Source organism: Lutibacter sp. (genome assembly GCF_016342705.1).
GTDB lineage: Bacteria > Bacteroidota > Bacteroidia > Flavobacteriales > Flavobacteriaceae > Lutibacter.
Genome location: NZ_JAEINV010000003.1, coordinates 206,978 through 230,309 on the forward strand (window position 1 = coordinate 206,978; position 23,332 = coordinate 230,309).

General features: G+C 31.9%; 37 protein-coding genes. All 37 read left to right on the forward strand.

Annotated features, from left to right (window positions below; genetic code table 11):
- Positions 1 to 6: 6 nt before the first annotated feature.
- The 37 genes from fusA to JEY78_RS04665 all read left to right on the forward strand — a co-directional run bounded on the left by fusA (position 7) and on the right by JEY78_RS04665 (position 23,308).
- Complete coding sequence (gene fusA, locus JEY78_RS04485) at positions 7 to 2,127, forward strand: elongation factor G (RefSeq protein ID WP_291847172.1); 2,121 nt, start codon at positions 7 to 9, stop codon at positions 2,125 to 2,127.
- A 17-nt stretch (positions 2,128 to 2,144) separates the two neighbouring features.
- Entirely contained in the window at positions 2,145 to 2,450 is a 306-nt protein-coding gene (rpsJ, locus tag JEY78_RS04490) for a 30S ribosomal protein S10 (RefSeq protein ID WP_070237956.1), read from the forward strand.
- Positions 2,451 to 2,599: 149 nt separating this feature from the next.
- A complete protein-coding gene (gene rplC, locus JEY78_RS04495) occupies positions 2,600 to 3,217 on the forward strand; it encodes a 50S ribosomal protein L3 (protein ID WP_291847175.1) in 618 nt (205 codons plus the stop codon).
- A complete protein-coding gene (gene rplD, locus JEY78_RS04500; protein ID WP_291847178.1) occupies positions 3,217 to 3,846 on the forward strand; it encodes a 50S ribosomal protein L4 in 630 nt (209 codons plus the stop codon). Before rplC ends, rplD begins: the two co-directional genes overlap by 1 nt.
- Before the next feature lie 9 nt (positions 3,847 to 3,855).
- Positions 3,856 to 4,146: a 50S ribosomal protein L23 gene (gene rplW / locus JEY78_RS04505; protein WP_291847180.1), complete on the forward strand. Its 291-nt coding sequence runs from the start codon at positions 3,856 to 3,858 to the stop codon at positions 4,144 to 4,146.
- Between the two features lie 12 nt (positions 4,147 to 4,158).
- Positions 4,159 to 4,983: a 50S ribosomal protein L2 gene (gene rplB, locus JEY78_RS04510; RefSeq protein ID WP_291847184.1), complete on the forward strand. Its 825-nt coding sequence runs from the start codon at positions 4,159 to 4,161 to the stop codon at positions 4,981 to 4,983.
- Positions 4,984 to 4,990: 7 nt separating this feature from the next.
- Positions 4,991 to 5,272 (forward strand): 30S ribosomal protein S19, encoded by a 282-nt coding sequence (gene rpsS, locus JEY78_RS04515; protein ID WP_291847186.1) that lies wholly within the window; start codon positions 4,991 to 4,993, stop codon positions 5,270 to 5,272.
- Positions 5,273 to 5,281: 9 nt separating this feature from the next.
- On the forward strand, positions 5,282 to 5,686 hold the full coding sequence (gene rplV, locus JEY78_RS04520; RefSeq protein ID WP_090226607.1) for a 50S ribosomal protein L22: 405 nt from the start codon (positions 5,282 to 5,284) through the stop codon (positions 5,684 to 5,686).
- 12 nt (positions 5,687 to 5,698) lie between these two features.
- A complete protein-coding gene (gene rpsC / locus JEY78_RS04525; RefSeq protein WP_291847195.1) occupies positions 5,699 to 6,421 on the forward strand; it encodes a 30S ribosomal protein S3 in 723 nt (240 codons plus the stop codon).
- Between the two features lie 22 nt (positions 6,422 to 6,443).
- Positions 6,444 to 6,872 carry a 50S ribosomal protein L16 gene (gene rplP / locus JEY78_RS04530; RefSeq protein WP_291847198.1) on the forward strand — a complete coding sequence of 143 codons (429 nt, stop codon included), beginning with the start codon at positions 6,444 to 6,446 and terminating at the stop codon, positions 6,870 to 6,872.
- Positions 6,873 to 6,887: 15 nt separating this feature from the next.
- Positions 6,888 to 7,079, forward strand: coding sequence for a 50S ribosomal protein L29 (rpmC, locus tag JEY78_RS04535; protein WP_090226618.1), 192 nt, complete (start codon positions 6,888 to 6,890; stop codon positions 7,077 to 7,079).
- Between the two features lie 19 nt (positions 7,080 to 7,098).
- A complete protein-coding gene (gene rpsQ / locus JEY78_RS04540; protein ID WP_090226622.1) occupies positions 7,099 to 7,356 on the forward strand; it encodes a 30S ribosomal protein S17 in 258 nt (85 codons plus the stop codon).
- 1 nt (position 7,357) lies between these two features.
- The gene (rplN, locus tag JEY78_RS04545) at positions 7,358 to 7,726 is read left to right on the forward strand and encodes a 50S ribosomal protein L14 (protein WP_090226625.1); all 369 of its coding nucleotides are present in this window, start codon (positions 7,358 to 7,360) and stop codon (positions 7,724 to 7,726) included.
- A gap of 9 nt (positions 7,727 to 7,735) precedes the next feature.
- Positions 7,736 to 8,044 carry a 50S ribosomal protein L24 gene (gene rplX / locus JEY78_RS04550; RefSeq protein ID WP_291847388.1) on the forward strand — a complete coding sequence of 103 codons (309 nt, stop codon included), beginning with the start codon at positions 7,736 to 7,738 and terminating at the stop codon, positions 8,042 to 8,044.
- Positions 8,045 to 8,046: 2 nt separating this feature from the next.
- A complete protein-coding gene (rplE, locus tag JEY78_RS04555) occupies positions 8,047 to 8,598 on the forward strand; it encodes a 50S ribosomal protein L5 (protein ID WP_291847203.1) in 552 nt (183 codons plus the stop codon).
- 3 nt (positions 8,599 to 8,601) lie between these two features.
- Positions 8,602 to 8,871, forward strand: coding sequence for a 30S ribosomal protein S14 (gene rpsN, locus JEY78_RS04560; RefSeq protein ID WP_291847206.1), 270 nt, complete (start codon positions 8,602 to 8,604; stop codon positions 8,869 to 8,871).
- 62 nt (positions 8,872 to 8,933) lie between these two features.
- Positions 8,934 to 9,332: a 30S ribosomal protein S8 gene (gene rpsH, locus JEY78_RS04565; RefSeq protein WP_291847209.1), complete on the forward strand. Its 399-nt coding sequence runs from the start codon at positions 8,934 to 8,936 to the stop codon at positions 9,330 to 9,332.
- A 17-nt stretch (positions 9,333 to 9,349) separates the two neighbouring features.
- A complete protein-coding gene (gene rplF, locus JEY78_RS04570; RefSeq protein ID WP_291847212.1) occupies positions 9,350 to 9,895 on the forward strand; it encodes a 50S ribosomal protein L6 in 546 nt (181 codons plus the stop codon).
- 14 nt (positions 9,896 to 9,909) lie between these two features.
- Positions 9,910 to 10,263: a 50S ribosomal protein L18 gene (gene rplR, locus JEY78_RS04575; RefSeq protein WP_291847214.1), complete on the forward strand. Its 354-nt coding sequence runs from the start codon at positions 9,910 to 9,912 to the stop codon at positions 10,261 to 10,263.
- A gap of 6 nt (positions 10,264 to 10,269) precedes the next feature.
- Positions 10,270 to 10,794 (forward strand): 30S ribosomal protein S5, encoded by a 525-nt coding sequence (gene rpsE / locus JEY78_RS04580; protein WP_291847217.1) that lies wholly within the window; start codon positions 10,270 to 10,272, stop codon positions 10,792 to 10,794.
- 12 nt (positions 10,795 to 10,806) lie between these two features.
- A complete protein-coding gene (gene rpmD / locus JEY78_RS04585; RefSeq protein WP_291847220.1) occupies positions 10,807 to 10,989 on the forward strand; it encodes a 50S ribosomal protein L30 in 183 nt (60 codons plus the stop codon).
- A gap of 12 nt (positions 10,990 to 11,001) precedes the next feature.
- Complete coding sequence (rplO, locus tag JEY78_RS04590) at positions 11,002 to 11,454, forward strand: 50S ribosomal protein L15 (RefSeq protein WP_291847223.1); 453 nt, start codon at positions 11,002 to 11,004, stop codon at positions 11,452 to 11,454.
- 12 nt (positions 11,455 to 11,466) lie between these two features.
- Positions 11,467 to 12,801, forward strand: a complete 1,335-nt coding sequence (gene secY, locus JEY78_RS04595) for a preprotein translocase subunit SecY (RefSeq protein ID WP_291847226.1) — start codon at positions 11,467 to 11,469, stop codon at positions 12,799 to 12,801.
- On the forward strand, positions 12,801 to 13,016 hold the full coding sequence (gene infA / locus JEY78_RS04600; RefSeq protein WP_129365759.1) for a translation initiation factor IF-1: 216 nt from the start codon (positions 12,801 to 12,803) through the stop codon (positions 13,014 to 13,016). Before secY ends, infA begins: the two co-directional genes overlap by 1 nt.
- Positions 13,017 to 13,026: 10 nt before the next feature.
- Positions 13,027 to 13,143 (forward strand): type B 50S ribosomal protein L36, encoded by a 117-nt coding sequence (ykgO, locus tag JEY78_RS04605; RefSeq protein ID WP_073370549.1) that lies wholly within the window; start codon positions 13,027 to 13,029, stop codon positions 13,141 to 13,143.
- 2 nt (positions 13,144 to 13,145) lie between these two features.
- Positions 13,146 to 13,520: a 30S ribosomal protein S13 gene (gene rpsM / locus JEY78_RS04610; protein ID WP_291847235.1), complete on the forward strand. Its 375-nt coding sequence runs from the start codon at positions 13,146 to 13,148 to the stop codon at positions 13,518 to 13,520.
- An 11-nt stretch (positions 13,521 to 13,531) separates the two neighbouring features.
- Positions 13,532 to 13,915 carry a 30S ribosomal protein S11 gene (gene rpsK, locus JEY78_RS04615; protein WP_291847237.1) on the forward strand — a complete coding sequence of 128 codons (384 nt, stop codon included), beginning with the start codon at positions 13,532 to 13,534 and terminating at the stop codon, positions 13,913 to 13,915.
- 84 nt (positions 13,916 to 13,999) lie between these two features.
- Complete coding sequence (gene rpsD, locus JEY78_RS04620; protein ID WP_291847240.1) at positions 14,000 to 14,605, forward strand: 30S ribosomal protein S4; 606 nt, start codon at positions 14,000 to 14,002, stop codon at positions 14,603 to 14,605.
- Between the two features lie 22 nt (positions 14,606 to 14,627).
- Positions 14,628 to 15,620: a DNA-directed RNA polymerase subunit alpha gene (locus JEY78_RS04625; RefSeq protein WP_291847243.1), complete on the forward strand. Its 993-nt coding sequence runs from the start codon at positions 14,628 to 14,630 to the stop codon at positions 15,618 to 15,620.
- 34 nt (positions 15,621 to 15,654) lie between these two features.
- Positions 15,655 to 16,134 carry a 50S ribosomal protein L17 gene (gene rplQ, locus JEY78_RS04630; RefSeq protein ID WP_291847246.1) on the forward strand — a complete coding sequence of 160 codons (480 nt, stop codon included), beginning with the start codon at positions 15,655 to 15,657 and terminating at the stop codon, positions 16,132 to 16,134.
- 82 nt (positions 16,135 to 16,216) lie between these two features.
- On the forward strand, positions 16,217 to 16,891 hold the full coding sequence (locus tag JEY78_RS04635) for a hypothetical protein (protein ID WP_291847249.1): 675 nt from the start codon (positions 16,217 to 16,219) through the stop codon (positions 16,889 to 16,891).
- 25 nt (positions 16,892 to 16,916) lie between these two features.
- The gene (carA, locus tag JEY78_RS04640) at positions 16,917 to 18,020 is read left to right on the forward strand and encodes a glutamine-hydrolyzing carbamoyl-phosphate synthase small subunit (RefSeq protein ID WP_291847254.1); all 1,104 of its coding nucleotides are present in this window, start codon (positions 16,917 to 16,919) and stop codon (positions 18,018 to 18,020) included.
- 153 nt (positions 18,021 to 18,173) lie between these two features.
- Complete coding sequence (gene eno, locus JEY78_RS04645; protein ID WP_291847255.1) at positions 18,174 to 19,463, forward strand: phosphopyruvate hydratase; 1,290 nt, start codon at positions 18,174 to 18,176, stop codon at positions 19,461 to 19,463.
- A 176-nt stretch (positions 19,464 to 19,639) separates the two neighbouring features.
- Positions 19,640 to 20,926, forward strand: a complete 1,287-nt coding sequence (locus JEY78_RS04650) for a citrate synthase (RefSeq protein WP_291847257.1) — start codon at positions 19,640 to 19,642, stop codon at positions 20,924 to 20,926.
- Positions 20,927 to 21,007: 81 nt separating this feature from the next.
- Complete coding sequence (locus JEY78_RS04655) at positions 21,008 to 21,922, forward strand: dimethylarginine dimethylaminohydrolase family protein (RefSeq protein ID WP_291847259.1); 915 nt, start codon at positions 21,008 to 21,010, stop codon at positions 21,920 to 21,922.
- Between the two features lie 3 nt (positions 21,923 to 21,925).
- Complete coding sequence (gene ctlX / locus JEY78_RS04660; protein ID WP_291847261.1) at positions 21,926 to 22,864, forward strand: citrulline utilization hydrolase CtlX; 939 nt, start codon at positions 21,926 to 21,928, stop codon at positions 22,862 to 22,864.
- A 27-nt stretch (positions 22,865 to 22,891) separates the two neighbouring features.
- On the forward strand, positions 22,892 to 23,308 hold the full coding sequence (locus JEY78_RS04665) for an Rrf2 family transcriptional regulator (RefSeq protein ID WP_291847264.1): 417 nt from the start codon (positions 22,892 to 22,894) through the stop codon (positions 23,306 to 23,308).
- The last annotated feature ends 24 nt before the right edge of the window (positions 23,309 to 23,332 follow it).

The following is a 23,332-nucleotide window of genomic DNA, read 5'->3' on the forward strand; positions in this document are numbered from 1 at the left end:
TAAGAAATGGCAAGAGATTTAAAATATACAAGAAATATAGGAATTGCTGCACATATTGATGCTGGTAAAACTACGTGTACAGAACGTATTCTTTACTACACTGGTGTTTCTCACAAAATTGGAGAAGTACATGATGGTGCTGCAACTATGGACTGGATGGAGCAGGAACAAGAAAGAGGTATTACAATTACTTCTGCTGCAACAACTTGCGAGTGGAAATTCCCAACAGAAAACGGAGAACCAACTGCGGACGCAAAAGGATATCATTTTAATATAATTGACACTCCAGGTCACGTTGATTTTACGGTTGAAGTAAATCGTTCGTTACGTGTTTTAGATGGTTTGGTTTTCTTATTTAGTGCAGTTGATGGTGTTGAACCTCAATCTGAAACTAACTGGAGATTAGCCGATAATTATAAAGTGCCTAGAATTGGTTTTGTTAATAAAATGGACCGTCAAGGTGCTAACTTTTTAGCTGTTTGTCAACAAGTAAGAGAAATGTTAGGCTCTAATGCAGTGCCTATCGTAATCAATATTGGTGATGAGGAAAACTTTAGAGGAATTGTAGATTTAGTTAAGAATCGTGCAGTAATTTTCCATGACCATACAATGGGTGCTACTTTTGATGTAGTTGAAATCCCTGAAGATTTAAAAGAAGAGGCTAAAGAATTACGTGGTAAATTAATTGAAGAAGTTGCTGCGTATGATGAAAACCTATTAGAAAAATATATGGAAGATGAAGATTCTATTACTGAAGATGAAGTGCATGCTGCGCTTCGTGCTGCTGTAATGGATATGTCTATTATACCAATGGTATGTGGGTCAGCTTTCAAAAATAAAGGAGTACAGTTCTTGTTAGATGCTGTTTGTCGTTATTTACCTTCACCTACTGATAAAGAAGGTGTTATGGGTATGAATCCAGATACTGAAAAAGAAGAAATTCGTAAGCCGGATGTAAAAGAACCATTTGCAGCATTAGCTTTTAAAATTGCTACCGATCCTTATGTTGGACGTTTAGCTTTCTTTAGAGCATATTCTGGACGCTTAGATGCTGGTTCTTATATTTTGAATAGTCGTTCTGGTAAAAAAGAACGTATTTCAAGAATTTATCAAATGCATGCGAATAAGCAAAATGCAATTGATTATATTGAAGCTGGTGATATTGGTGCTGGTGTTGGATTTAAAGACATCAAAACTGGTGATACTATGTGTGATGAAAAACACCCTATTGTATTAGAATCGATGAATTTCCCTGATCCAGTTATTGGTATTGCTGTGGAACCTAAAACGAAAGCTGATGTTGATAAATTAGGGATGGCTTTAAGTAAATTAGCTGAAGAAGATCCAACATTTACTGTAAAAACAGATGAAGCTTCAGGTCAAACTATTATTTCTGGAATGGGTGAGTTACACTTAGAAATTATTGTTGATCGTTTAAAGCGTGAGTTTAAAGTTGAAGTGAATGAAGGTCAACCACAAGTTGAATATAAAGAAGCACTTACTGCAAAAGCTGATCACCGTGAAGTTTATAAAAAACAATCTGGTGGACGTGGTAAATTTGCTGATATTAAATTTATTATGGAGCCTGCAGGTGAAGGTGAAACTGGTTTAATTTTCGTTAATGAAATTAAAGGTGGTAACGTGCCAAAAGAATTTATTCCTTCTATAGAGAAAGGATTTAAAATGGCAATGAAAAACGGTCCTTTAGCTGGATATGAAATGGATAGTATGAAGGTTACTTTATATGATGGTTCATTCCACGCAGTGGATTCCGATCAGTTATCATTTGAATTAGCTGCAAAAATGGGTTATAAAGTGGCTGCAAAAGCTGCGAAAGCCGTAATTCTTGAGCCAATTATGAAAATTGATGTTGTTACTCCAGAAGAGAATATGGGTGATATTGTTGGTGATTTAAACAGAAGAAGAGGTCAAGTAAATGCGATGGATGATAGAGCAGGAGCGAAAGTTGTGAAAGCACATGTTCCATTATCGGAAATGTTTGGTTATGTTACAACTTTAAGAACATTATCATCAGGTAGAGCATCATCTTCAATGGAGTTTTCACATTATGAAGCTTGTCCATCAAATATTTCGGAAGAAGTAATCGCTAAAGCAAAAGGTAATTAATCGCTAAATTATAAACGATGAGTCAAAAAATTAGAATAAAATTAAAATCGTACGATTACAATTTAGTAGATAAATCTGCTGAGAAAATCGTTAAAACGGTAAAAAATACTGGTGCAGTTGTAAACGGACCAATACCTTTACCAACACATAAAAAGATTTTTACAGTGTTACGTTCTCCGCACGTAAATAAAAAATCAAGAGAACAATTTCAATTAAGTTCTTATAAAAGATTATTAGACATTTATAGTTCATCATCAAAAACTATTGATGCTTTAATGAAATTAGAACTTCCAAGTGGAGTTGAAGTAGAAATTAAAGTTTAATTTCTTAAAAGTCAAAAGTAATTGTTTGGCTTACATGTCCGGAGCGATTGACGAAGGAAAAACGGAAAGAAAATATATTCAGGGTTGAATTATTTTCAACCCTGAATTTTTTTAAATAAATAGTAACAATAAATAATAATTAATTAATTATGTCTGGGTTAATAGGTAGAAAAATCGGTATGACCAGCTTATTCGACGAGAACGGGAAAAATATTCCTTGTACAGTGATCGAAGCAGGTCCATGCGTAGTTACCCAAGTCAGAACCGAAGAGGTTGACGGGTATAGTGCTCTTCAGCTTGGTTTCGATGACAAAGCAGAAAAACGTACAAGTAAAGCGTTACAAGGCCATTTTAAAAAGGCTGGATCTTCTGCTAAGAAGAAAGTTGTTGAAATTCAAGATTTTAGAGAAGATTACAAATTAGGAGATCAACTTACAGTTGAGCTTTTTAAAGAAGGAGAATTTGTTGATGTTTCAGCAGATACAAAAGGTAAAGGTTTTCAAGGTGTAGTAAAACGTCACGGCTTTGCTGGTGTTGGTCAAGCTACTCACGGTCAACATAACCGTTTAAGAGCTCCAGGATCTGTTGGTGCGGCATCGTATCCAGCTAGAGTATTCAAAGGTATGAAAATGGCCGGAAGAATGGGAGGAAATAAAGTAACTGTTCAAAATTTAAGAGTTTTAAAAGTTGTTCCTGAAAAGAACATACTTGTGGTTAAAGGAAGTGTTCCTGGTCATACTAACGCTTATGTAATTATTCAAAAATAATGAAAGTATCAGTTTTAGACATACAAGGAAAAGATACAGGAAGAAAAGTTGAACTTTCTGATGCTGTATATGGAATAGAGCCAAACAATCATGCTGTTTATTTAGATGTAAAACAGTTTTTGGCTAACAAAAGACAAGGTACTCACAAAGCAAAAGAAAGAGCTGAGATATCTGGAAGTACAAGAAAAATTAAAAAACAAAAAGGAACTGGTACAGCTCGTGCGGGTAGTATTAAGTCTCCGTTGTTTAAAGGTGGTGGTAGAGTTTTTGGACCAAGACCTAAAGATTATTCTTTTAAATTAAACAAAAACTTAAAAAGATTAGCACGTAAATCTGCGTTAAGTATTCAAGCGAAAGAGAACAATATTATTGTTGTAGAAGACTTTAATTTTGAAACTCCAAAAACTAAAAATTACGCAACAGTTTTACAAGCATTAGGTATAGAAAACAAAAAATCTATATTAGTGTTGGCTGAATCAAATAATAATGTATATTTGTCATCGCGCAATTTGAAAACGGCTAAAACTGTAACAAGTTCAAGTTTAAGCACTTACGAATTGTTGAATGCAAATAAAGTAATTCTTTCTGAAGGATCTTTAGAAGGAATTGAATCTAATTTAAGTAAATAGGTAGCAGATATGAGTATTTTAATTAAACCTATTATAACGGAAAAAGCAACAAATGCAAGCGAATTATTTAATCGTTATACATTTATTGTGTCAAAGAAAGCTAATAAACTTGAAATTAAAAATGCTGTAGAGAAAACGTACGGTGTTACAATTGAAAGTGTAAAAACAATGAACTATCCTGTTCAACGCAATACAAAATACACTAAAAGTGGAATTGTACAAGCAATGAAAGGAGCTTATAAAAAAGCTGTAGTTCAATTAGTTGAGGGTAATAATATTGATTTTTATAGCAATATATAAGAAGGATAAAAAATGTCAGTTAGAAAATTAAAACCAATAACACCAGGTCAGCGTTTTAGAGTAGTAAATGGGTTCGACACCATTACTACTGATAAGCCGGAAAAAAGCTTAATAGCTCCGAATAAAAGATCTGGAGGTCGTAATAATAGAGGTAAAATGACAATGCGCTACATAGGTGGTGGGCATAAGAAACAATACCGTATTATTGATTTTAAAAGAAATAAAAATGGTGTTCCAGGAACCGTGAAAACAATAGAGTACGATCCAAATCGTACAGCTTTTATTGCATTATTGCATTATGCTGATGGTGATAAAAGATATATTATTGCACAAAACGGATTAAAGGTTGGACAGGTTGTAATTTCTGGTGAAGGAGCTACTCCGGATGTTGGAAACACAATGTTGTTGAGCCAAATTCCATTAGGGACAACAATTTCTTGTATTGAGTTACATCCTGGTCAAGGAGCTGTATTAGCACGTAGTGCTGGTTCTTTTGCTCAGTTAATGGCTAGAGATGGTAAATACGCTACTGTGAAATTACCTTCTGGAGAAACTAGAATGATTCTATTAACTTGTTCAGCGACAATTGGAGTTGTATCAAATTCAGATCATCAGTTATTAGTTTCTGGAAAAGCAGGTAGATCTCGTTGGTTAGGAAGAAGACCACGTACAAGACCAGTTGTAATGAACCCTGTTGATCACCCAATGGGTGGTGGAGAAGGTAAATCTTCTGGAGGTCATCCAAGATCAAGAAAAGGAATTCCTGCTAAAGGATTCAAAACTAGGTCTAAGACTAAAGCGAGTAATAAATATATTATAGAACGTAGAAAAAAATAATTGATATATGGCACGTTCATTAAAAAAAGGACCTTACGTTGCTCTTCAACTTGAAAAGAAAGTTCAAGAGAAAATAGAATCAGGAAATAAATCAGTTATCAAAACTTGGTCGAGATCTTCAATGATTACACCAGATTTTGTTGGACAAACAATAGCTGTTCATAACGGACGTCAGTTTGTTCCTGTATATGTTACTGAAAACATGGTAGGGCATAAGTTAGGAGAGTTTTCACCAACACGTTCTTACAGAGGACATGGTGCTGACAGAAAAAATAAAGGAAAAAAATAGTAGGTAATCATGGGAGTTCGAAAAAAAATAAGAGCACAACAGATAAAAGAAGAGAAAAAGCAAGTAGCTTTTGCTAAGCTTACAGGTTGTCCTACATCACCAAGAAAAATGCGTTTAGTTGCAGATTTAGTAAGAGGAGTGGAAGTTGAGAAAGCTTTACAAATCTTAAAATTTAATGTGAAAGAATCGTCAATTAATCTTGAGAAATTATTATTGAGTGCTATTGCAAATTGGCAAGCAAAAAACGAAGGTTCAAATATTGAAGATGCAGGTTTATTTGTAAAAGAAATATTTGTGGATAGCGCAGGAATGTTAAAAAGATTAAGACCAGCACCACAAGGTCGTGCACACAGAATTAGAAAACGTTCTAATCATGTGACTTTAGTCTTAGGAAGTAAAAACGTTAGCAATTAATTATAAGTAGAAATGGGACAAAAAACAAATCCAATAGGAAATCGTTTAGGAATTATCAGAGGATGGGATTCTAACTGGTATGGAGGAAGAAACTACGGAGATAAAATTGCTGAAGATGATAAGATAAGAAGGTATGTTAATGCCAGATTATCTAAAGCAAGTGTTTCAACTGTAATTATTGAGCGTACACTTAAACTTGTAACCGTTACTATCACTACAGCTAGGCCTGGTATTATTATTGGGAAAGGCGGACAAGAGGTAGACAAGTTAAAAGAAGAGCTTAAAAAAATTACCGGTAAAGAAGTTCAGATAAATATATTTGAAATTAAACGTCCAGAACTAGATGCTCGTTTAGTTGGTGCAAGTATTGCTCGTCAAATTGAGAATAGAATCTCGTATAGAAGAGCTATTAAAATGGCAATTGCAGCAACAATGCGTATGAATGCAGAAGGTATTAAAGTTCAAATTTCAGGCCGTTTAAATGGTGCTGAGATGGCACGTTCTGAACATTATAAAGAAGGAAGAATTCCACTTTCTACTTTTAGAGCCGATATTGATTATGCTCTTGTTGAAGCTCATACTACTTATGGCCGTTTGGGTGTAAAAGTATGGATTATGAAAGGCGAAGTTTATGGAAAAAGAGAATTATCACCTTTAGTGGGTCTTTCTAAAAAAGAAGGAAAAGGAGAAGGTAGAGGAAACTCGAAAAAGTCACAAACTCGTAGAAGAAAATAATATTTAAAATTTACAAGGTAAAATGTTACAGCCAAAGAGAGTTAAATATCGTAAAGTACAGAAAGGAAAGGGACAAATGACTGGAGATTCACAAAGAGGGCACCAACTTTCTAATGGAATGTTTGGTATCAAAGCTTTGGAACAAGACTTACTTACATCTCGTCAAATTGAAGCAGCTCGTATTGCAGCGACTCGACATATGAAAAGGGAAGGACAATTATGGATTAAAATATTTCCGGACAAGCCTATTACCAAAAAACCATTAGAAGTACGTATGGGTAAAGGTAAAGGAGCACCAGAATATTTTGTAGCCGTAGTGAAACCAGGAAGAATAATGTTTGAGGTAGGTGGAGTATCTATGGAAATTGCAAAAGAAGCTTTACGTTTAGCAGCGCAAAAATTGCCTGTTAAGACTAAGTTTATTGTAGCTCGAGATTTTGATAACGCTTAATAACCGATTAAAGAAATGAAACAATCAGAAATTAAAGGATTATCAACGGAAGAGTTACAAGAGAAACTTGGAAGTTTAAAGAAAAGTTATACAGACCTAAAAATGGCTCATACTATTTCGCCATTGGAAACACCAATGCAATTAAGAGCCCTTAGAAAATCTGTAGCACGTGTGGCAACAGAATTAACTAAAAGAGAATTACAATAATTGTATTCAGAAGTAAAAGATGGAAAAAAGAAATCTTAGAAAAGAGAGAATAGGTGTAGTTTCAAGCAATAAAATGGAGAAATCTATTGTTGTTTCTGAAGTTAAAAAAGTGAAGCACCCTATGTACGGTAAATTCGTGTTAAATACTAAAAAGTATGTTGCGCACGATGAGAAAAATGATTGCAATATTGGAGATACTGTTAGAATAATGGAAACACGTCCAATGAGTAAATCTAAACGTTGGAGATTAGTAGAAATCCTAGAAAGAGCAAAATAATATGTTACAGACAGAATCAAGATTACGAGTAGCAGATAATACTGGAGCTAAAGAAGTTTTAGTTATCCGCGTTTTAGGAGGAACCAAAAAACGTTATGCGTCAATTGGAGATAAAATTGTTGTAGCAGTTAAAGATGCTACTCCAAATGGATCTATTAAAAAAGGCCAAGTTGCAAAAGCGGTAGTTGTTAGAACGAAAAAAGAAATTAGAAGAAAAGACGGGTCTTACATTCGTTTTGATGACAATGCTTGTGTATTGTTAGATGCTTCTGAGCAAATGAAAGGGACTCGTGTATTCGGTCCTGTTGCAAGAGAACTTCGTGAAAAACAATTTATGAAGATTGTATCATTAGCACCTGAAGTGCTTTAAAACTTATAAATTATGAAGTTAAAGATAAAATCAGGAGATACTGTTAGAGTAATGGCAGGAGACCATAAAGGTGAAGAAGGAAAAATAGTTACTATTTTTTCAAGTAAAAACAGAGCAATTGTAGAAGGTGTCAATATGATATCAAAACATACAAAACCTAGTGCACAAAGTCCTCAAGGGGGAATTGTGAAAAAAGAAGCTTCTATTCATATTTCAAATTTAATGCTTATCGAAAATGGTACTGCAGTTAAAGTTGGATTTAGAACTGAAGGTGATAAGAAAGTTAGGTTTTCTAAAAAATCTGATAAAGCAATTTAGTTATGGCTTATATACCAAGACTTAAAGAAGAGTATAACAGTAGAGTAATAGGTGCTCTAACTGAAGAATTCAGTTACAAAAATGTAATGCAAGTTCCAAAACTACAAAAAATTGTAGTTAGTAAAGGAGTTGGTGCTGCAGTAGCTGACAAGAAATTAATTGATTACGCTGTTGAAGAACTGACTAAAATTACTGGTCAAAAAGCATTATCAACTATATCTAAAAAAGACGTTGCAACTTTTAAATTACGTAAAGGAATGCCAATTGGCGCTAAAGTAACTTTAAGAGGTGATAAAATGTATGAATTTTTAGATAGATTGGTAACTTCATCATTACCTCGTGTAAGAGATTTCAGCGGAATTAAAGCAAATGGTTTTGACGGAAGAGGAAACTATAATTTAGGTATTACTGAACAAATCATTTTTCCGGAAATTGATATTGATAAAGTAAACAAAATTAGTGGTATGGATATTACTTTTGTAACATCTGCAAATACTGATAAAGAAGCAAAATCATTATTAACGGAATTAGGTTTACCATTTAAAAATAATTAAGGAATGGCTAAAGAATCAATGAAAGCCCGTGAGGTTAAGAGAAAAAAGGTTGTTGCAAAATATGCTGAAAAACGCAAAGCTTTAAAAGAAGCTGGTGATTATGAAGCATTACAAAAACTTCCTAAAAATGCATCTCCAATTCGTGTACATAACCGTTGTAAATTAACGGGAAGACCTAAAGGATATATGAGACAATTTGGTATTTCACGTGTAACATTCCGTGAAATGGCTAACCAAGGTTTAATTCCAGGAGTTAGAAAAGCTAGCTGGTAAAATTATAAATTGGTTTTAGGTTCAATAAACAATTGAAAACCAAAACCGCAAAATTAAATAAAATGATTACAGATCCAATCGCAGATTATCTAACTAGAGTTAGAAATGCTATTATGGCAGGGCACAGAATTGTTGAAATTCCAGCTTCTAAAATTAAAAAAGAAATAACTAAGATTTTATTCGATCAAGGTTATATTTTAAGCTACAAGTTTGAGGACAATAAGGTTCAAGGAACTATTAAAATAGCTTTGAAATATGATAAGGCTACTAAATCTTCAGTAATTAAAAAATTACAAAGAGTTAGTACACCAGGTTTAAGAAAATATGTTGGGGCTACTGAAATGCCTCGTGTATTAAATGGTTTAGGTATTGCTATAGTTTCTACATCTCGTGGTGTAATGACTGGTAAAATGGCTACCCAAGAGCATGTTGGTGGAGAAGTTTTATGTTACGTATATTAATAAAGAACTAAACAAAGATGTCAAGAATAGGAAATAATCCAATTGCTTTACCAAAAGATGTTACATTTGATATTAAAGAAAATGTAGTAACCGTAAAAGGCAAATTGGGAGAGTTAACTCAGGAATTAGCAGGAGATATTACTGTTAAAGTTGAAGATGGTAACGTTGTTTTAGTACGTCCATCAGATAGTAAAGACCATAAAGCAAAACATGGTTTATACAGAGCTTTATTAAACAATATGATTACAGGTGTTTCAACAGGATGGTCTAAACAATTAGAACTTGTTGGAGTAGGATATAGAGCAAGTAATCAAGGTCAAGTACTTGATTTAGCTTTAGGTTTTTCTCACAATATTGTGTTAGAATTAGCTCCTGAAATTAAAGTTGAAACCATTTCAGAAAAAGGAAAAAATCCAATTATTAAATTAACTTCTTTTGACAAACAACTTGTTGGAGCAGTTGCAGCTAAGATTCGTTCTTTCCGTGCACCAGAACCATACAAAGGAAAAGGTGTTAAATTTGTTGGAGAAATATTAAGAAGAAAAGCAGGTAAATCTGCATAATAATTAAGTATATTATGGCATTATCAAAGCTTGAAAGAAGAGTTAGAATTAAACACAGAATTAGAAAAGTAGTATTTGGTACTGCTGATCAACCAAGATTATCTGTGTTTAGAAGTAATAAAGAAATTTATGCTCAGTTAGTTGATGATAATTCAGGTACTACTATTGTATCTGTATCATCTAGAGATAAAGAAATCGATGCAAAAGGAACAAAAATTGAAGTAGCTAAATTAGTAGGTAAAAGTATTGCTGAAAAAGCTGTGAAAGTTGGAGTATCAAATGTAGCATTCGATAGAAATGGATTTTTGTATCACGGAAGAGTGAAAGCTCTAGCAGACGCTGCAAGAGAAGCAGGTTTAAAATTTTAGTAAATTATGTATCAGAAATACAATAACGTAGAAAGAGTAAAACCTAGTGGGTTAGAACTACAAGATCACTTAGTTGGAGTACAAAGAGTTACTAAAGTAACAAAAGGTGGTAGGGCATTTGGATTTTCAGCTATTGTTGTAGTTGGAGATGGAAATGGTGTAGTTGGACATGGATTAGGTAAATCTAAAGATGTTGCCTCTGCTATTGCAAAAGCAATTGAAGACGCAAAGAAAAACTTAGTAAGAGTACCTTTGTTTAAACAAACATTACCTCACGAACAAAAAGGTAAATTTGGTGGAGCAAAAGTATTTTTAAAACCAGCTTCACATGGTACTGGAGTAATTGCAGGTGGTGCAGTTCGTGCGGTACTTGAGTCAGTTGGTGTACACGATGTACTTTCTAAATCTCAAGGATCTTCAAACCCTCATAATGTGGTAAAAGCAACGTTTGATGCTTTATTACAATTAAGAAGTGCTAGTATGATCGCTCAAGAGAGAGGAATTTCTTTAGAAAAATTATTCAAAGGATAAAACAAGGAGAAGATGGCAAAAATTAGAGTTACTCAAGTAAAAAGTAAAATTAGACGTCCAAAAAGTCAAAAGGCAACTTTGGAAGCACTAGGATTACGTAAAATGAATCAAGTAGTGGAGCATGAAGCTACTCCTTCAATCCTTGGAATGGTAAATACAGTTAAACACTTAATTTCTGTTGAAGAAGTTAAATAACATATTTAAGAAATGACATTAAATAACTTACAACCTGCAGAAGGATCAGTTAAAAATCAAGGTAAACGTATAGGTAGAGGTCAAGGATCTGGTAAAGGAGGTACAGCTACGAAAGGACACAAAGGACAAAAATCACGTTCTGGATATTCTAAGAAAGTTGGTTTTGAAGGAGGTCAAATGCCTTTACAAAGACGTGTGCCTAAATTTGGTTTTAAAAATATTAATCGTAAGGAATATGTGGGTGTGAACTTACATAAATTACAAGAATTAATAGATAATAATATTATTACAGATACTGTAACTTTAGATATTTTAATTGAAAATAGATTAGCCGGTAAAAATGACCTAGTTAAAATATTAGGAAATGGCGAATTAAAAGGTAAATTAAATATAAAAGTTCATAAATTTACAGCTACTGCTAAAGAAGCTATTGAAAAATTAGGCGGTACAGCAGAAACAATATAATATTTAAGTAAGATGAAAAAATTTATACAAACCATTAAAGACATTTGGACAATAGAAGAACTTAGAAATAAGATTTTATTGACACTTGGGTTTATGGCTATTTATCGTTTTGCTGCTCAAATACCACTTCCTGGAATTGATATCACTGCTGCTCAGGCTGCATTACATAATCAAACTAGTGGAGGTGGAATTTTAGGTTTACTTGATATGTTTACCGGAGGTGCTTTTGCGAGAGCTTCTGTTGTAGCGTTAGGTATTATGCCTTATATTTCTGCATCTATTGTTGTTCAGTTAATGGGAATTGCTGTTCCTTATTTACAAAAACTTCAAAAGGATGGAGAAAGTGGAAGAAAAAAAATCAACCAAATTACACGTTGGTTAACAATTGCAATTACAATGGTTCAAGGACCTGCATATATTACAAATATTTATCAATTAATTCCTTCCTCTGCATTTTACATTAGTGGTAGTATGTTTTGGTTATCATCTATGGTAATTTTAACAGCTGGAACAATATTTGCAATGTGGTTGGGTGAAAAAATTACTGATAAAGGAATTGGTAACGGTATTTCGTTATTAATTATGATTGGTATTATTGCACGTTTTCCTGGAGCTTTTATTCAAGAAGCGGTATCAAAAATTTCAGCATCAAATGGTGGTTTAATTATGATACTTATTGAGGTAATTATATGGTTCTTAGTGATTATGGTTTGTGTTTATTTAGTGACTGCTGTTCGACGAATTGCTGTACAGTATGCTAGAAAAACAGTGGCTGGAAATATTAATAGCGTTGCTGGATCAAGGGATTATTTACCTTTAAAATTGAATTCATCTGGAGTAATGCCAATTATTTTTGCTCAGGCAATTATGTTTGCACCTGCGTTATTAGCTAGGTCTGATAATGAAGTAATTAAATCTATTGGGATTGAATTTTCTAATATGTTTGGTTTATGGTATAATTTGTTATTTGCATTTTTAATTATAATTTTTAGTTACTTTTACACTGCAATTACAATACCTACCAATAAAATGGCAGATGATTTAAAACGTAGTGGAGGATTTATCCCTGGAATTAGACCTGGAAAAGATACTGGAGAAATGTTAGATAGAATATTATCATTAATAACATTTCCGGGTTCGTTATTTTTAGCGTTAGTGGCAATTTTGCCTTCTATTGTTATCAATTTTGGATTAACACAGGGATGGGCATTATTTTATGGAGGTACATCATTATTGATTATGGTTGGAGTTGCAATAGATACTATTCAACAAATCAATTCTCATTTATTGAATCGTCACTATGATGGTTTAATGAAAAAAGGAACTAAAAGAAAATCATTAGCATAATGGCAAAACAATCAGCCATACAACAAGACGGAACGATTACAGAAGCATTATCTAATGCCATGTTTCGTGTGGAGTTGGAAAATGGACACGTGGTAACTGCTCATATTTCAGGAAAAATGCGTATGCATTATATAAAACTTTTACCTGGAGATAAAGTAAAGTTAGAAATGAGTCCATACGATTTAACAAAAGCAAGAATTACTTACAGATACTAAAGATAAAACGATGAAAGTTAGAGCATCAGTAAAAAAGAGAAGTGCCGAGTGCAAGATTGTGCGTAGAAAAGGCAGATTATATGTAATCAACAAAAAAAATCCTAGATTTAAACAAAGACAAGGATAATTATGGCAAGAATAGCAGGTATTGATATTCCAAAAAATAAAAGAGGTGTTATTGCCTTAACATATATTTTCGGAATTGGAAAAAGCAGAGCTAAAGAAATTTTAGCAATTGCAAAGGTTAATGAAGACACTAAAGTTCAAGATTGGACTGATGATGAAATTCATAACATTAGAGAACAAGTAGGAACTTACAATATTGAAGGTGAATTACGTTCTGAAATTCAATTAAGTATTAAACGCTTAATGGATATTGGTTGTTATAGAGGAATCCGTCATAGATCTGGATTACCTTTACGTGGTCAAAGAACTAAGAACAATTCTAGAACTAGAAAAGGTAAGCGTAAAACTGTAGCTAATAAGAAAAAAGCAACTAAATAATAACTAATATTATGGCGAAAGCAAGTACAAAAAAACGTAAAGTTATTGTTGAGGCAGTTGGTGAAGCACATATCACTGCTTCATTCAACAATATTATTATATCACTTACTAATAAAAAAGGTGATGTAATTTCTTGGTCATCAGCTGGGAAAATGGGATTCAGAGGTTCAAAAAAGAATACTCCTTATGCTGCTCAATTAGCTGCTGAAGATTGTGGTAAAGTTGCCCATGAAGCAGGAATGAGAAAAGTAAAGGTATATGTGAAAGGACCAGGTAACGGTAGAGAATCAGCAATTAGATCTATTCACAATTTAGGAATAGAAGTTTCTGAAATTATTGACGTTACTCCATTACCACACAATGGTTGTAGACCTCCAAAAAGAAGAAGAGTATAATTATAATAAATTTTAACCGATAGGATTATATGATTATCGAAGGATTAGCCTTAATTCATAATCCCTATTAATTAACAAAAAGAAATGGCAAGATATACAGGACCAAAAACTAAAATTGCTCGTAAATTTGGCGAAGCAATATTTGGAGATGATAAAGCTTTTGAAAAAAGAAATTATCCTCCAGGACAACACGGAGCTAACAAGCGTAGAGGGAAAAAATCTGAATACGCTATTCAGTTACAAGAAAAACAAAAAGCTAAATATACTTATGGTATTTTAGAAAAACAATTTAGAAACATATTTAAAAAAGCATCGGCATCTTCTGGTGTTACTGGTGAAATTTTACTACAATTATGTGAATCTAGATTAGATAACGTAGTATACAGATTAGGAATTGCTCGTAGTAGAAGCGCAGCACGTCAATTAGTTTCTCATAGACATATTACTGTGAATGGAGAATTAGTAAGTATTCCTTCTTTTACTCTAAATGCTGGTGATGTTGTTGCAGTTAGAGAAAAATCTAAATCATTAGTAGCTATTGTAGACTCTTTAGCTAATAGAAATGATGTATATGAATGGCTTACTTGGAATTCAGACACTAAACAAGGTAATTTTGTTAGTGTACCTGAAAGAATTCAAATCCCTGAAAATATCAAGGAACAATTAATCGTAGAGTTATACTCTAAATAATTTTAAAGATACCAATTCTATTATGGCAATTTTAAATTTTCAAAAGCCCGATAAAGTAATTATGATCGATTCTACTGATTTTAGCGGTAGATTTGAGTTCAGACCTTTAGAACCTGGATTTGGTTTAACGGTTGGTAATGCTTTAAGAAGGGTGTTATTATCTTCTTTAGAAGGTTTTGCAATAACATCACTTCGTATTGAAGGTATTGAGCACGAGTTTTCAACAATTAAAGGTGTTGTTGAGGATGTAACTGAAATTATCTTAAATTTAAAGCAAGTTCGTTTTAAAAAGCAAATTGATGATACTGACAGAGAAACTGTAAATATTTCAATTTCAAATCAAAATCAATTAACTGCTGGAGATTTACAAAAATATATTTCTGGATTTCAAGTGCTAAATCATGATTTAGTAATTTGTAATATGGAGAAATCTGTTACTTTAGATTTTGAAATTACAATTGAAAAAGGAAGAGGGTTTGTACCTGCAGAGGAAAATAAAAAATCTGGTGTTGCTTTAGGAACCATTTTTACTGATTCAATTTTTACACCTATTAAGAATGTAAAATATGCTGTAGAAAATTTTCGTGTAGAACAAAAAACAGATTATGAAAAATTAGTTTTTGATATTACTACAGATGGTTCTATTGCACCTAAAGATGCTTTAACGGAGGCTGCAAAAATTTTAATTCATCACTTTATGTTATTCTCTGATGAGCGTATTACTTTAGAAGCTGATGAAATTGCTCAAACTGAAACTTATGATGAGGAATCTTTACATATGCGTCAGTTGTTAAAAACAAAGTTAGTGGATATGGATTTATCTGTAAGAGCACTAAATTGTTTAAAAGCTGCCGAAGTAGATACATTAGGAGATTTAGTATCATTTAATAAAAACGATTTAATGAAGTTCCGTAATTTCGGTAAAAAATCTTTAACTGAACTTGATGAATTAGTTCATAATAAAGGTTTGAATTTTGGTATGGATTTAAGCAAATATAAATTAGATAAAGATTAATTTAAAACGAAAGTTTTAATTACGATAAGATAAGATGAGACACGGAAAGAAATTTAATCACTTAGGAAGACAAACGGCGCATAGAAAAGCAATGCTTGCTAATATGGCTTGTTCTTTAATTGAGCATAAAAGAATTAACACTACTGTTGCAAAAGCAAAAGCATTACGTCAGTTTGTTGAGCCTTTAATTACAAAATCAAAAGACGATACTACACATAATCGTAGAATTGTATTTAGTTACTTACGTAACAAATATGCAATTTCTGAATTATTTAATGAAGTATCCGTTAAAGTTGCCGACAGACCAGGAGGGTATTTACGTATTATTAAATTAGGAAATCGTCAAGGGGATAATGCTCCAATGGCAATGATTGAATTAGTTGATTATAATACAACTTATAACCCTAATAGTAAAAAGGTTAAGAAAACAACGCGTAGAGGAAGGTCTAAAAAGGCTGATGATGCTGTTGTTGACACTGTTGAAACAACTGAAGAAACTAAGAGCGATAATTAAATGTTAGCTTTTATTTAAAACACTAGGGGATAAGCTTTTATAAAGTTTATCCCTTTTGTTTATAATTAAATATAGATTGAATATGAAAAAGAGTTTTATTATAATTGTATCCTTGATTTTTATAAGTACTTGGGCCTTTAGTCAACAACTTACAATTAAATTAATTGAAAGCACTCTTATAACTCACCAAGGTGTGGAATTTAAAGGAGAACTAAAAGATAGTTCTAATGATTTATATGTTTTTGACAATTTTAATAATGATGGAATGATATATGTTAATAATAATGTATATTCCTTGTCAAATTTAAATTTTAATGTTGAAACAAATTCTTTTGAAAGTAGAATTAATAGAAATAAAAATTTTTCATATAGAAATACCTCTGTAGACTCTATTAAAATAAATAATCATTTTTTTAAAAAAATTGGTAATATTTTTTATGAAGTTCTTTTTGAAAATTTTAATCGACAATTTCTCAAAAAATATGACATTAAAATTAAACCTGGAACTTTTAATCGATTAGATGGGTCTACCGGGAAACCTAAAGAAGAGTTGGATTATCGCTATTTGATAAAACTAACTAATGAATATCAAATGATCGAACTTTCTAAAAATGATATTTTAGATTTGTTTAATAATGATGAAAATAAAGATAAACTGGAAGCTTTTGTTAAAGAAGAAAGATTATCGTATAAAAAGGAAGATGATATTATAAAAATAATGGAGTTTATAGATAAAAACCCAGACTTAATAATCTAGTACTACTTTAATAATTTTTAAATAAATGAAATATACGCAACGTAAAAAAGCTATTCTGTTATTAGAAGACGGAACTATTTTTGAAGGAAAATCAATTGGAATGGATGGTACGGCATATGGTGAAATATGTTACAATACTGGAATGACTGGTTATCAAGAAATTTTTACAGATCCTTCTTACTTTGGACAATTAATGCTAACTACCAATGCACATATTGGTAATTATGGAATTAATACAGATGAAATTGAGTCTGATTCTATAAAAATATCCGGTTTGGTTTGTAAAAATTTCAGTTTCAATTACTCAAGAGAGGATGCTCAGGATTCATTAGAAAATTATTTTAAGAATGAAAAATTAATGGCAATTTCTGATATTGATACGAGAGCTGTAGTGAGCTATATTAGAGATAAAGGAGCGATGAATGCTATTATTTCAACCGATTTAAATATTGAAAATTTAAAAGAAAAATTGAGATCAGTTCCAAATATGGAAGGCTTGGAGTTAGCATCAAAGGTATCAACTAAAGAACCATATTTTTATGGTGATGAAAAGGCTGCATATAAAATTTCAGCGTTAGATATTGGGATAAAAAAGAATATTTTAAGAAATTTGGCGACTAGAGGTTGTTATATTAAGGTGTTTCCATACAATGCTACTTTTGAGGAAATGAATGCATTTAACCCGGATGGTTTCTTTTTATCAAACGGACCTGGTGATCCAACGCCATTAAAAGATGCTCAGCTGGTAGCAAAGGAGATTATTGAAAGAGATTTGCCTTTGTTTGGAATTTGTTTAGGACATCAAGTTATTGCATTAGCTAATGGAATTTCGACATATAAGATGCATAATGGACATAGAGGAATAAATCATCCTGTTAAAAATTTAATAACAGGGAAAGGTGAAGTAACCTCCCAAAATCATGGATTTGTGGTAAATAGAGATGAATTAGAAAAACATGATGAATTTGAGATTACTCACGTTCATTTAAATGACAATACGGTGGCTGGAATGCGTATGAAAAGCAAGAATTGTTCTTCTGTTCAATACCATCCAGAAGCAAGCCCAGGACCCCATGATTCATCATATCTTTTTGATGAATTTATAGAAAACATAAAAAAATCTAAATAATTAAATATAAAGCCGTTAACAGTAAAGTTAACGGCTTTTTTTATAACTAATCTATCCGAAAACGTTATCGTATAAAAGAATAAATTAAAAGTGACAAATCGGGTAAATTTTGTAAATTTGAACTAGAAAAATAATTAACAAAAATATAATAAAATGAGTATAATTTTAAGTGTGCATGCACGTCAAATATTTGATTCAAGAGGAAATCCAACTATAGAAGTTGATGTAATCACAGAAAATGGAGTATTAGGTAGAGCAGCGGTTCCTTCTGGAGCTTCTACTGGAGAACATGAAGCAATGGAATTGCGTGATGGTGGAAAAGATTATATGGGTAAAGGAGTTTTAAAAGCAGTAAAAAATGTAAATGAAATTATTGCAGAAGAACTTTTAGGTACTTCAGTTTTTGAACAAAACTATATCGATCAAATGATGATTGAATTAGATGGAACAAAAAACAAATCTAAATTAGGAGCTAACGCAATTTTAGGTGTTTCATTAGCAGTTGCAAAAGCAGCAGCAAATGAATTAGAAATGCCTTTATATCGTTACGTTGGTGGTGTAAGTGGAAATACTTTACCAGTTCCAATGATGAATATTATTAATGGAGGTTCTCATTCAGATGCCCCTATTGCTTTTCAAGAGTTTATGATTATGCCAGTTATGGCTAAAAACTTCACGGAGGCTTTAAAAATGGGGAGTGAAATTTTTCATAATTTGAAAAAATTAATTCACGATCGTGGTTTAAGTACTGCAGTAGGTGATGAAGGTGGATTTGCTCCAACTTTTGATGGTACAGAAGATGCAATTGAAACAGTGTTAAAAGCTATTGAAAATGCAGGATACAAACCAGGAGAACAAGTAAAATTAGCATTAGATTGTGCTGCTGCAGAATTTTATGTGAACGGAAAATACGATTACACTAAATTTGAAGGAGATAAAGGTGTTATTAGAACTTCTGAAGAACAAGCGGATTATTTAGCTGAATTAAGTGCTAAATACCCAATTATATCTATTGAAGATGGTATGGATGAAAATGACTGGGAAGGATGGAAATACTTAACAGAAAAAATTGGAGATAAAGTTCAATTAGTTGGTGATGATTTATTTGTAACTAATGTAGAGCGTTTATCACGTGGAATTGAAAATGGTATTGCTAATTCAATTTTAATTAAAGTTAACCAAATTGGTACTTTAACTGAAACTATTGCAGCTGTTAATATGGCTCATAATGCAGGATATACTTCTGTTATGTCTCACCGTTCTGGTGAAACAGAAGATAATACTATTGCTGATTTAGCGGTAGCTTTAAACTGTGGGCAAATTAAAACAGGTTCAGCTTCTCGTTCAGACAGAATGGCTAAATACAACCAATTATTAAGAATTGAAGAAGAGTTAGGAAGCGTTGCTTACTACCCACAAGCGAAAGCTTTTAAGGTTCTTTAATTTTAAATAAATATTTTTTAAAAAAGCCGAGTTTTTACTCGGCTTTTTTACGTTTGTAACAATATATACATTATTAGTAAAACATTCTACAAAATCCTTTTAGAATAGTTAGAAAATCATTAAATTCGCTACAGTTAAAATAAAAATTCTTAAATTAATTTATATATAATTGAACTATGTCAAATATCGCGATATTAGAAGTAGACGGAAAGAGGTATGAGTTTCCAATGTTAAAAGGATCGGAAAATGAAATTACCATTGATATTAACAATTTAAGATCTGTAACAGGAGGTATTACCACCTTAGATCCGGGTTTTAAAAATACGAGTTCTTGTGAAAGTGCTATTACTTTTTTAGACGGTGAAAAAGGAATTTTACGATATAGAGGCTATTCAATTGAAGAATTAGCTGAAAAGTCCGATTTTTTGGAAGTTGCTTATCTTTTAATATTTGGTGAATTACCTACCAAAGTGCAAAAGGCTGATTTCACAAAAGAAATCAAGAAGAATAATATTGTAGATGAAGACATTAAGAAAATTTTAGATGGTTTTCCAAGGTCAGCGCACCCAATGGGTGTACTTTCTGCATTAACAAGTGCACTTACAGCTTTTAATCCAAAAAGTGTTAATGTTGAATCTGAAAAAGATATGTTTAAAGCAGTTTGTAAAATTTTAGGAAAATTTCCTGTTTTAGTTGCTTGGACTTATAAAAAGGAAGAAGGTTTGCCTTTAGCTTATGGAGATAATTCATTAGGTTATGTTGAGAATATTATTAAAATGATGTTTGAAAGACCTAATGAAAAGTTTGTTATGAACCCTGTGGTGGTTAAAGCATTAGATAAATTATTAATTTTACATGCAGATCACGAGCAAAATTGCTCTACATCTACAGTTCGTGTTGTTGGTTCTTCTCAAACTGGTTTGTTTGCTTCACTATCAGCTGGTATTTCTGCTTTATGGGGGCCACTTCATGGTGGTGCTAACCAAGCAGTTATTGAAATGTTAGAAGCTATTAAAGAAGATGGTGGTGATTATCAAAAATATATAGCAAAGGCAAAGGATAAAGATGATCCTTTCCGTTTAATGGGATTTGGACACCGTGTGTACAAAAACTTTGATCCGCGTGCAAACATAATTAAAGAGGCCGCAGAAGAAGTTTTAAATGATTTAGGAATAGATGATCCAGTATTAGATATTGCAAGAGGATTGGCAAAAGAGGCTTTAAGCGATGAATATTTTAAATCCCGTAATTTATATCCAAACGTTGATTTTTATTCAGGTATCATATATAGAGCTTTAGGCATTCCAGTACCAATGTTTACTGTTATGTTTGCTTTAGGAAGACTGCCAGGTTGGATAGCTCAATGGAAAGAAATGCGTTTAAGAAAAGAACCAATTAGTAGACCAAGACAACTTTACACAGGAGCTCCTTTAAGAGCATTTGTTGAAGAAGCCGAAAGATAATTTTTTTTGTTTTTAAAATATTGATAAAACCTCGTATTAATTTATGGGGTTTTGTTATTTTTACTGCAAAATATTATTAATATGATAAATTTAAACGTTCAAGATGAAACTTCTCAATTAAGAGCGGTTGTATTAGGAACTGCATTTAACAACGGAAGCACTCCATCTATAGAAGAAGCATATGATCCTAAATCATTAGAACATATAAAAGCAGGAACATATCCATTAGAAAAGGATATGGTGGCAGAAATGGAGGCATTTAATAAAGTGTTTGAAAAATATGATGTTAAAGTTTATCGCCCAAATATAATTGAGAATTATAATCAAATTTTTTCAAGAGATATTGCATTTGTTATAGAAGATAAATTATTTAAATCAAATATATTACCAGATAGAGAAAAGGAAATTGAAGCAATTCAATATGTATTGGAACAAATAGACGAGAGAAATATTATAAAAGCTACCGATGATATTCATTTTGAAGGAGGTGATGTTATGCTTTGGAATAATCACATTTTTATAGGAACTTATAAAGGCGATGATTATGAAAAATTTATAACAGCTCGTACAAATATGAAAGGTGTTAATTTTATTAAAAACTTATTTCCCAATAAAATTGTAAAAGAATTTGATTTGGTAAAGTCTAATACCGTTGCAAGAGAAAATGCGTTGCATTTAGATTGTTGTTTTCAGCCAGTTGGTACCAATAAGGCAATTATTCATAAAGAAGGTTTTAGAGATATAAATGACTACCACTATTTAGTAAATTTATTTGGAATGGAGAATTTATTTCATATTACTAAAGATGAAATGTATAATATGTTTTCAAATGTATTTTCAATATCACCAGAAGTAGTTGTGTCAGAAAAAAACTTTACACGTTTAAATAATTGGCTAAGAGCACAAGGTTTTGTTGTAGAAGAAATTCCATACGCAGAAATTAGTAAACAAGAAGGACTTTTGAGATGTTCAACAATGCCTTTAATTAGAGATTAAAATATGAAACAAATTACCAATACCATAATAATGATTCGTCCAGTTTCATTCAGAATGAATGAACAAACTGCTGTAAATAACTATTACCAAAAAGTAATGGATTCTTTAACACCTGAAACAGTTCAGTTTGAGGCCGTTCAGGAATTTGATGCTTTTGTAGAGAAATTAAAAAATATTGGCGTACATGTTATTGTTATAAATGATACGAAAACTACAGATACACCAGATTCTATTTTTCCAAATAACTGGATTTCATTTCACGAAAGTGGAGATGTTGCAATGTATCCTATGTTTGCTGAAAATAGAAGACTTGAACGAAGAGAAGATATTTTAGATATTTTAGAAGATAAAGGTTTTGAAATTACGAATGTGATTGATTACACGTCTGCAGAAGAAGAACAAGTTTATTTAGAAGGAACAGGAAGTTTATTATTAGATAGAGCAAATTCTAAAGCCTATTGTGCCTTATCTCCAAGAGCTGATGAAGACTTATTTATTGAATTTTGTGAAGATTTTGAATTCACACCAGTTTCATTTGTTGCCAATCAAACCGTTAATGGTAAAAGACTACCTATTTATCATACAAATGTGATGATGTGTTTGACAGAAACTTTTGCAGTAATTTGTATGGATAGCATTGACGCTAAAGATGATAAGAAAAATGTTCTAAAGCATTTAAAAGAAGATAAAAAGGAAATTATTTATATAACAGAAGAACAAGTAACTAATTTTGCTGGAAATATGTTGCAAGTAATGGGGGCAAATAACGAAAAATATTTAGTAATGTCATCTTCTGCATATAACTGTTTAACCAAACAACAAATTAACAGTTTAGAAAAGCATTGTAAAATTGTACATAGTTCATTAGATACTATTGAGGCTTGTGGAGGAGGAAGTGCACGTTGTATGATGGCTGAAGTTTTTTTGCCAAAAATGGGGTAATATAAATTTAATTAGTAATTTTAAAAAATGCTTTCAAAAAAAACAAAATATGGTTTAAAAGCACTTAGTTATTTAGCTAGGCAAAAACCTCTTGAACCCATTTTAATTTCTGAAATATCCGAATCAGAAAATATTTCAAAAAAATTTTTAGAAAGTATTTTGTTGCTTCTTAAAAAGAATGGAATTTTATCCTCTAAAAAAGGAAAAGGCGGCGGTTATTATTTACTAAAAAAACCAAGTGAAATTAAAATTTCAACTTTAATTAGAATCTTGGAAGGTCCAATAGCAATGTTACCTTGTGTAAGTTTAAATTATTATCAAAAATGTGATGATTGCAATAGTGAAGAAAGCTGTAGTTTAAATAGGTTAATGGCAGAAGTTAGAGATAACACCCTAAAAATTTTAGAAAATAAAACCCTTGAAGATTTTCATTGCGGTACCTAATATATAAAAAGGGCTTTCATTTGA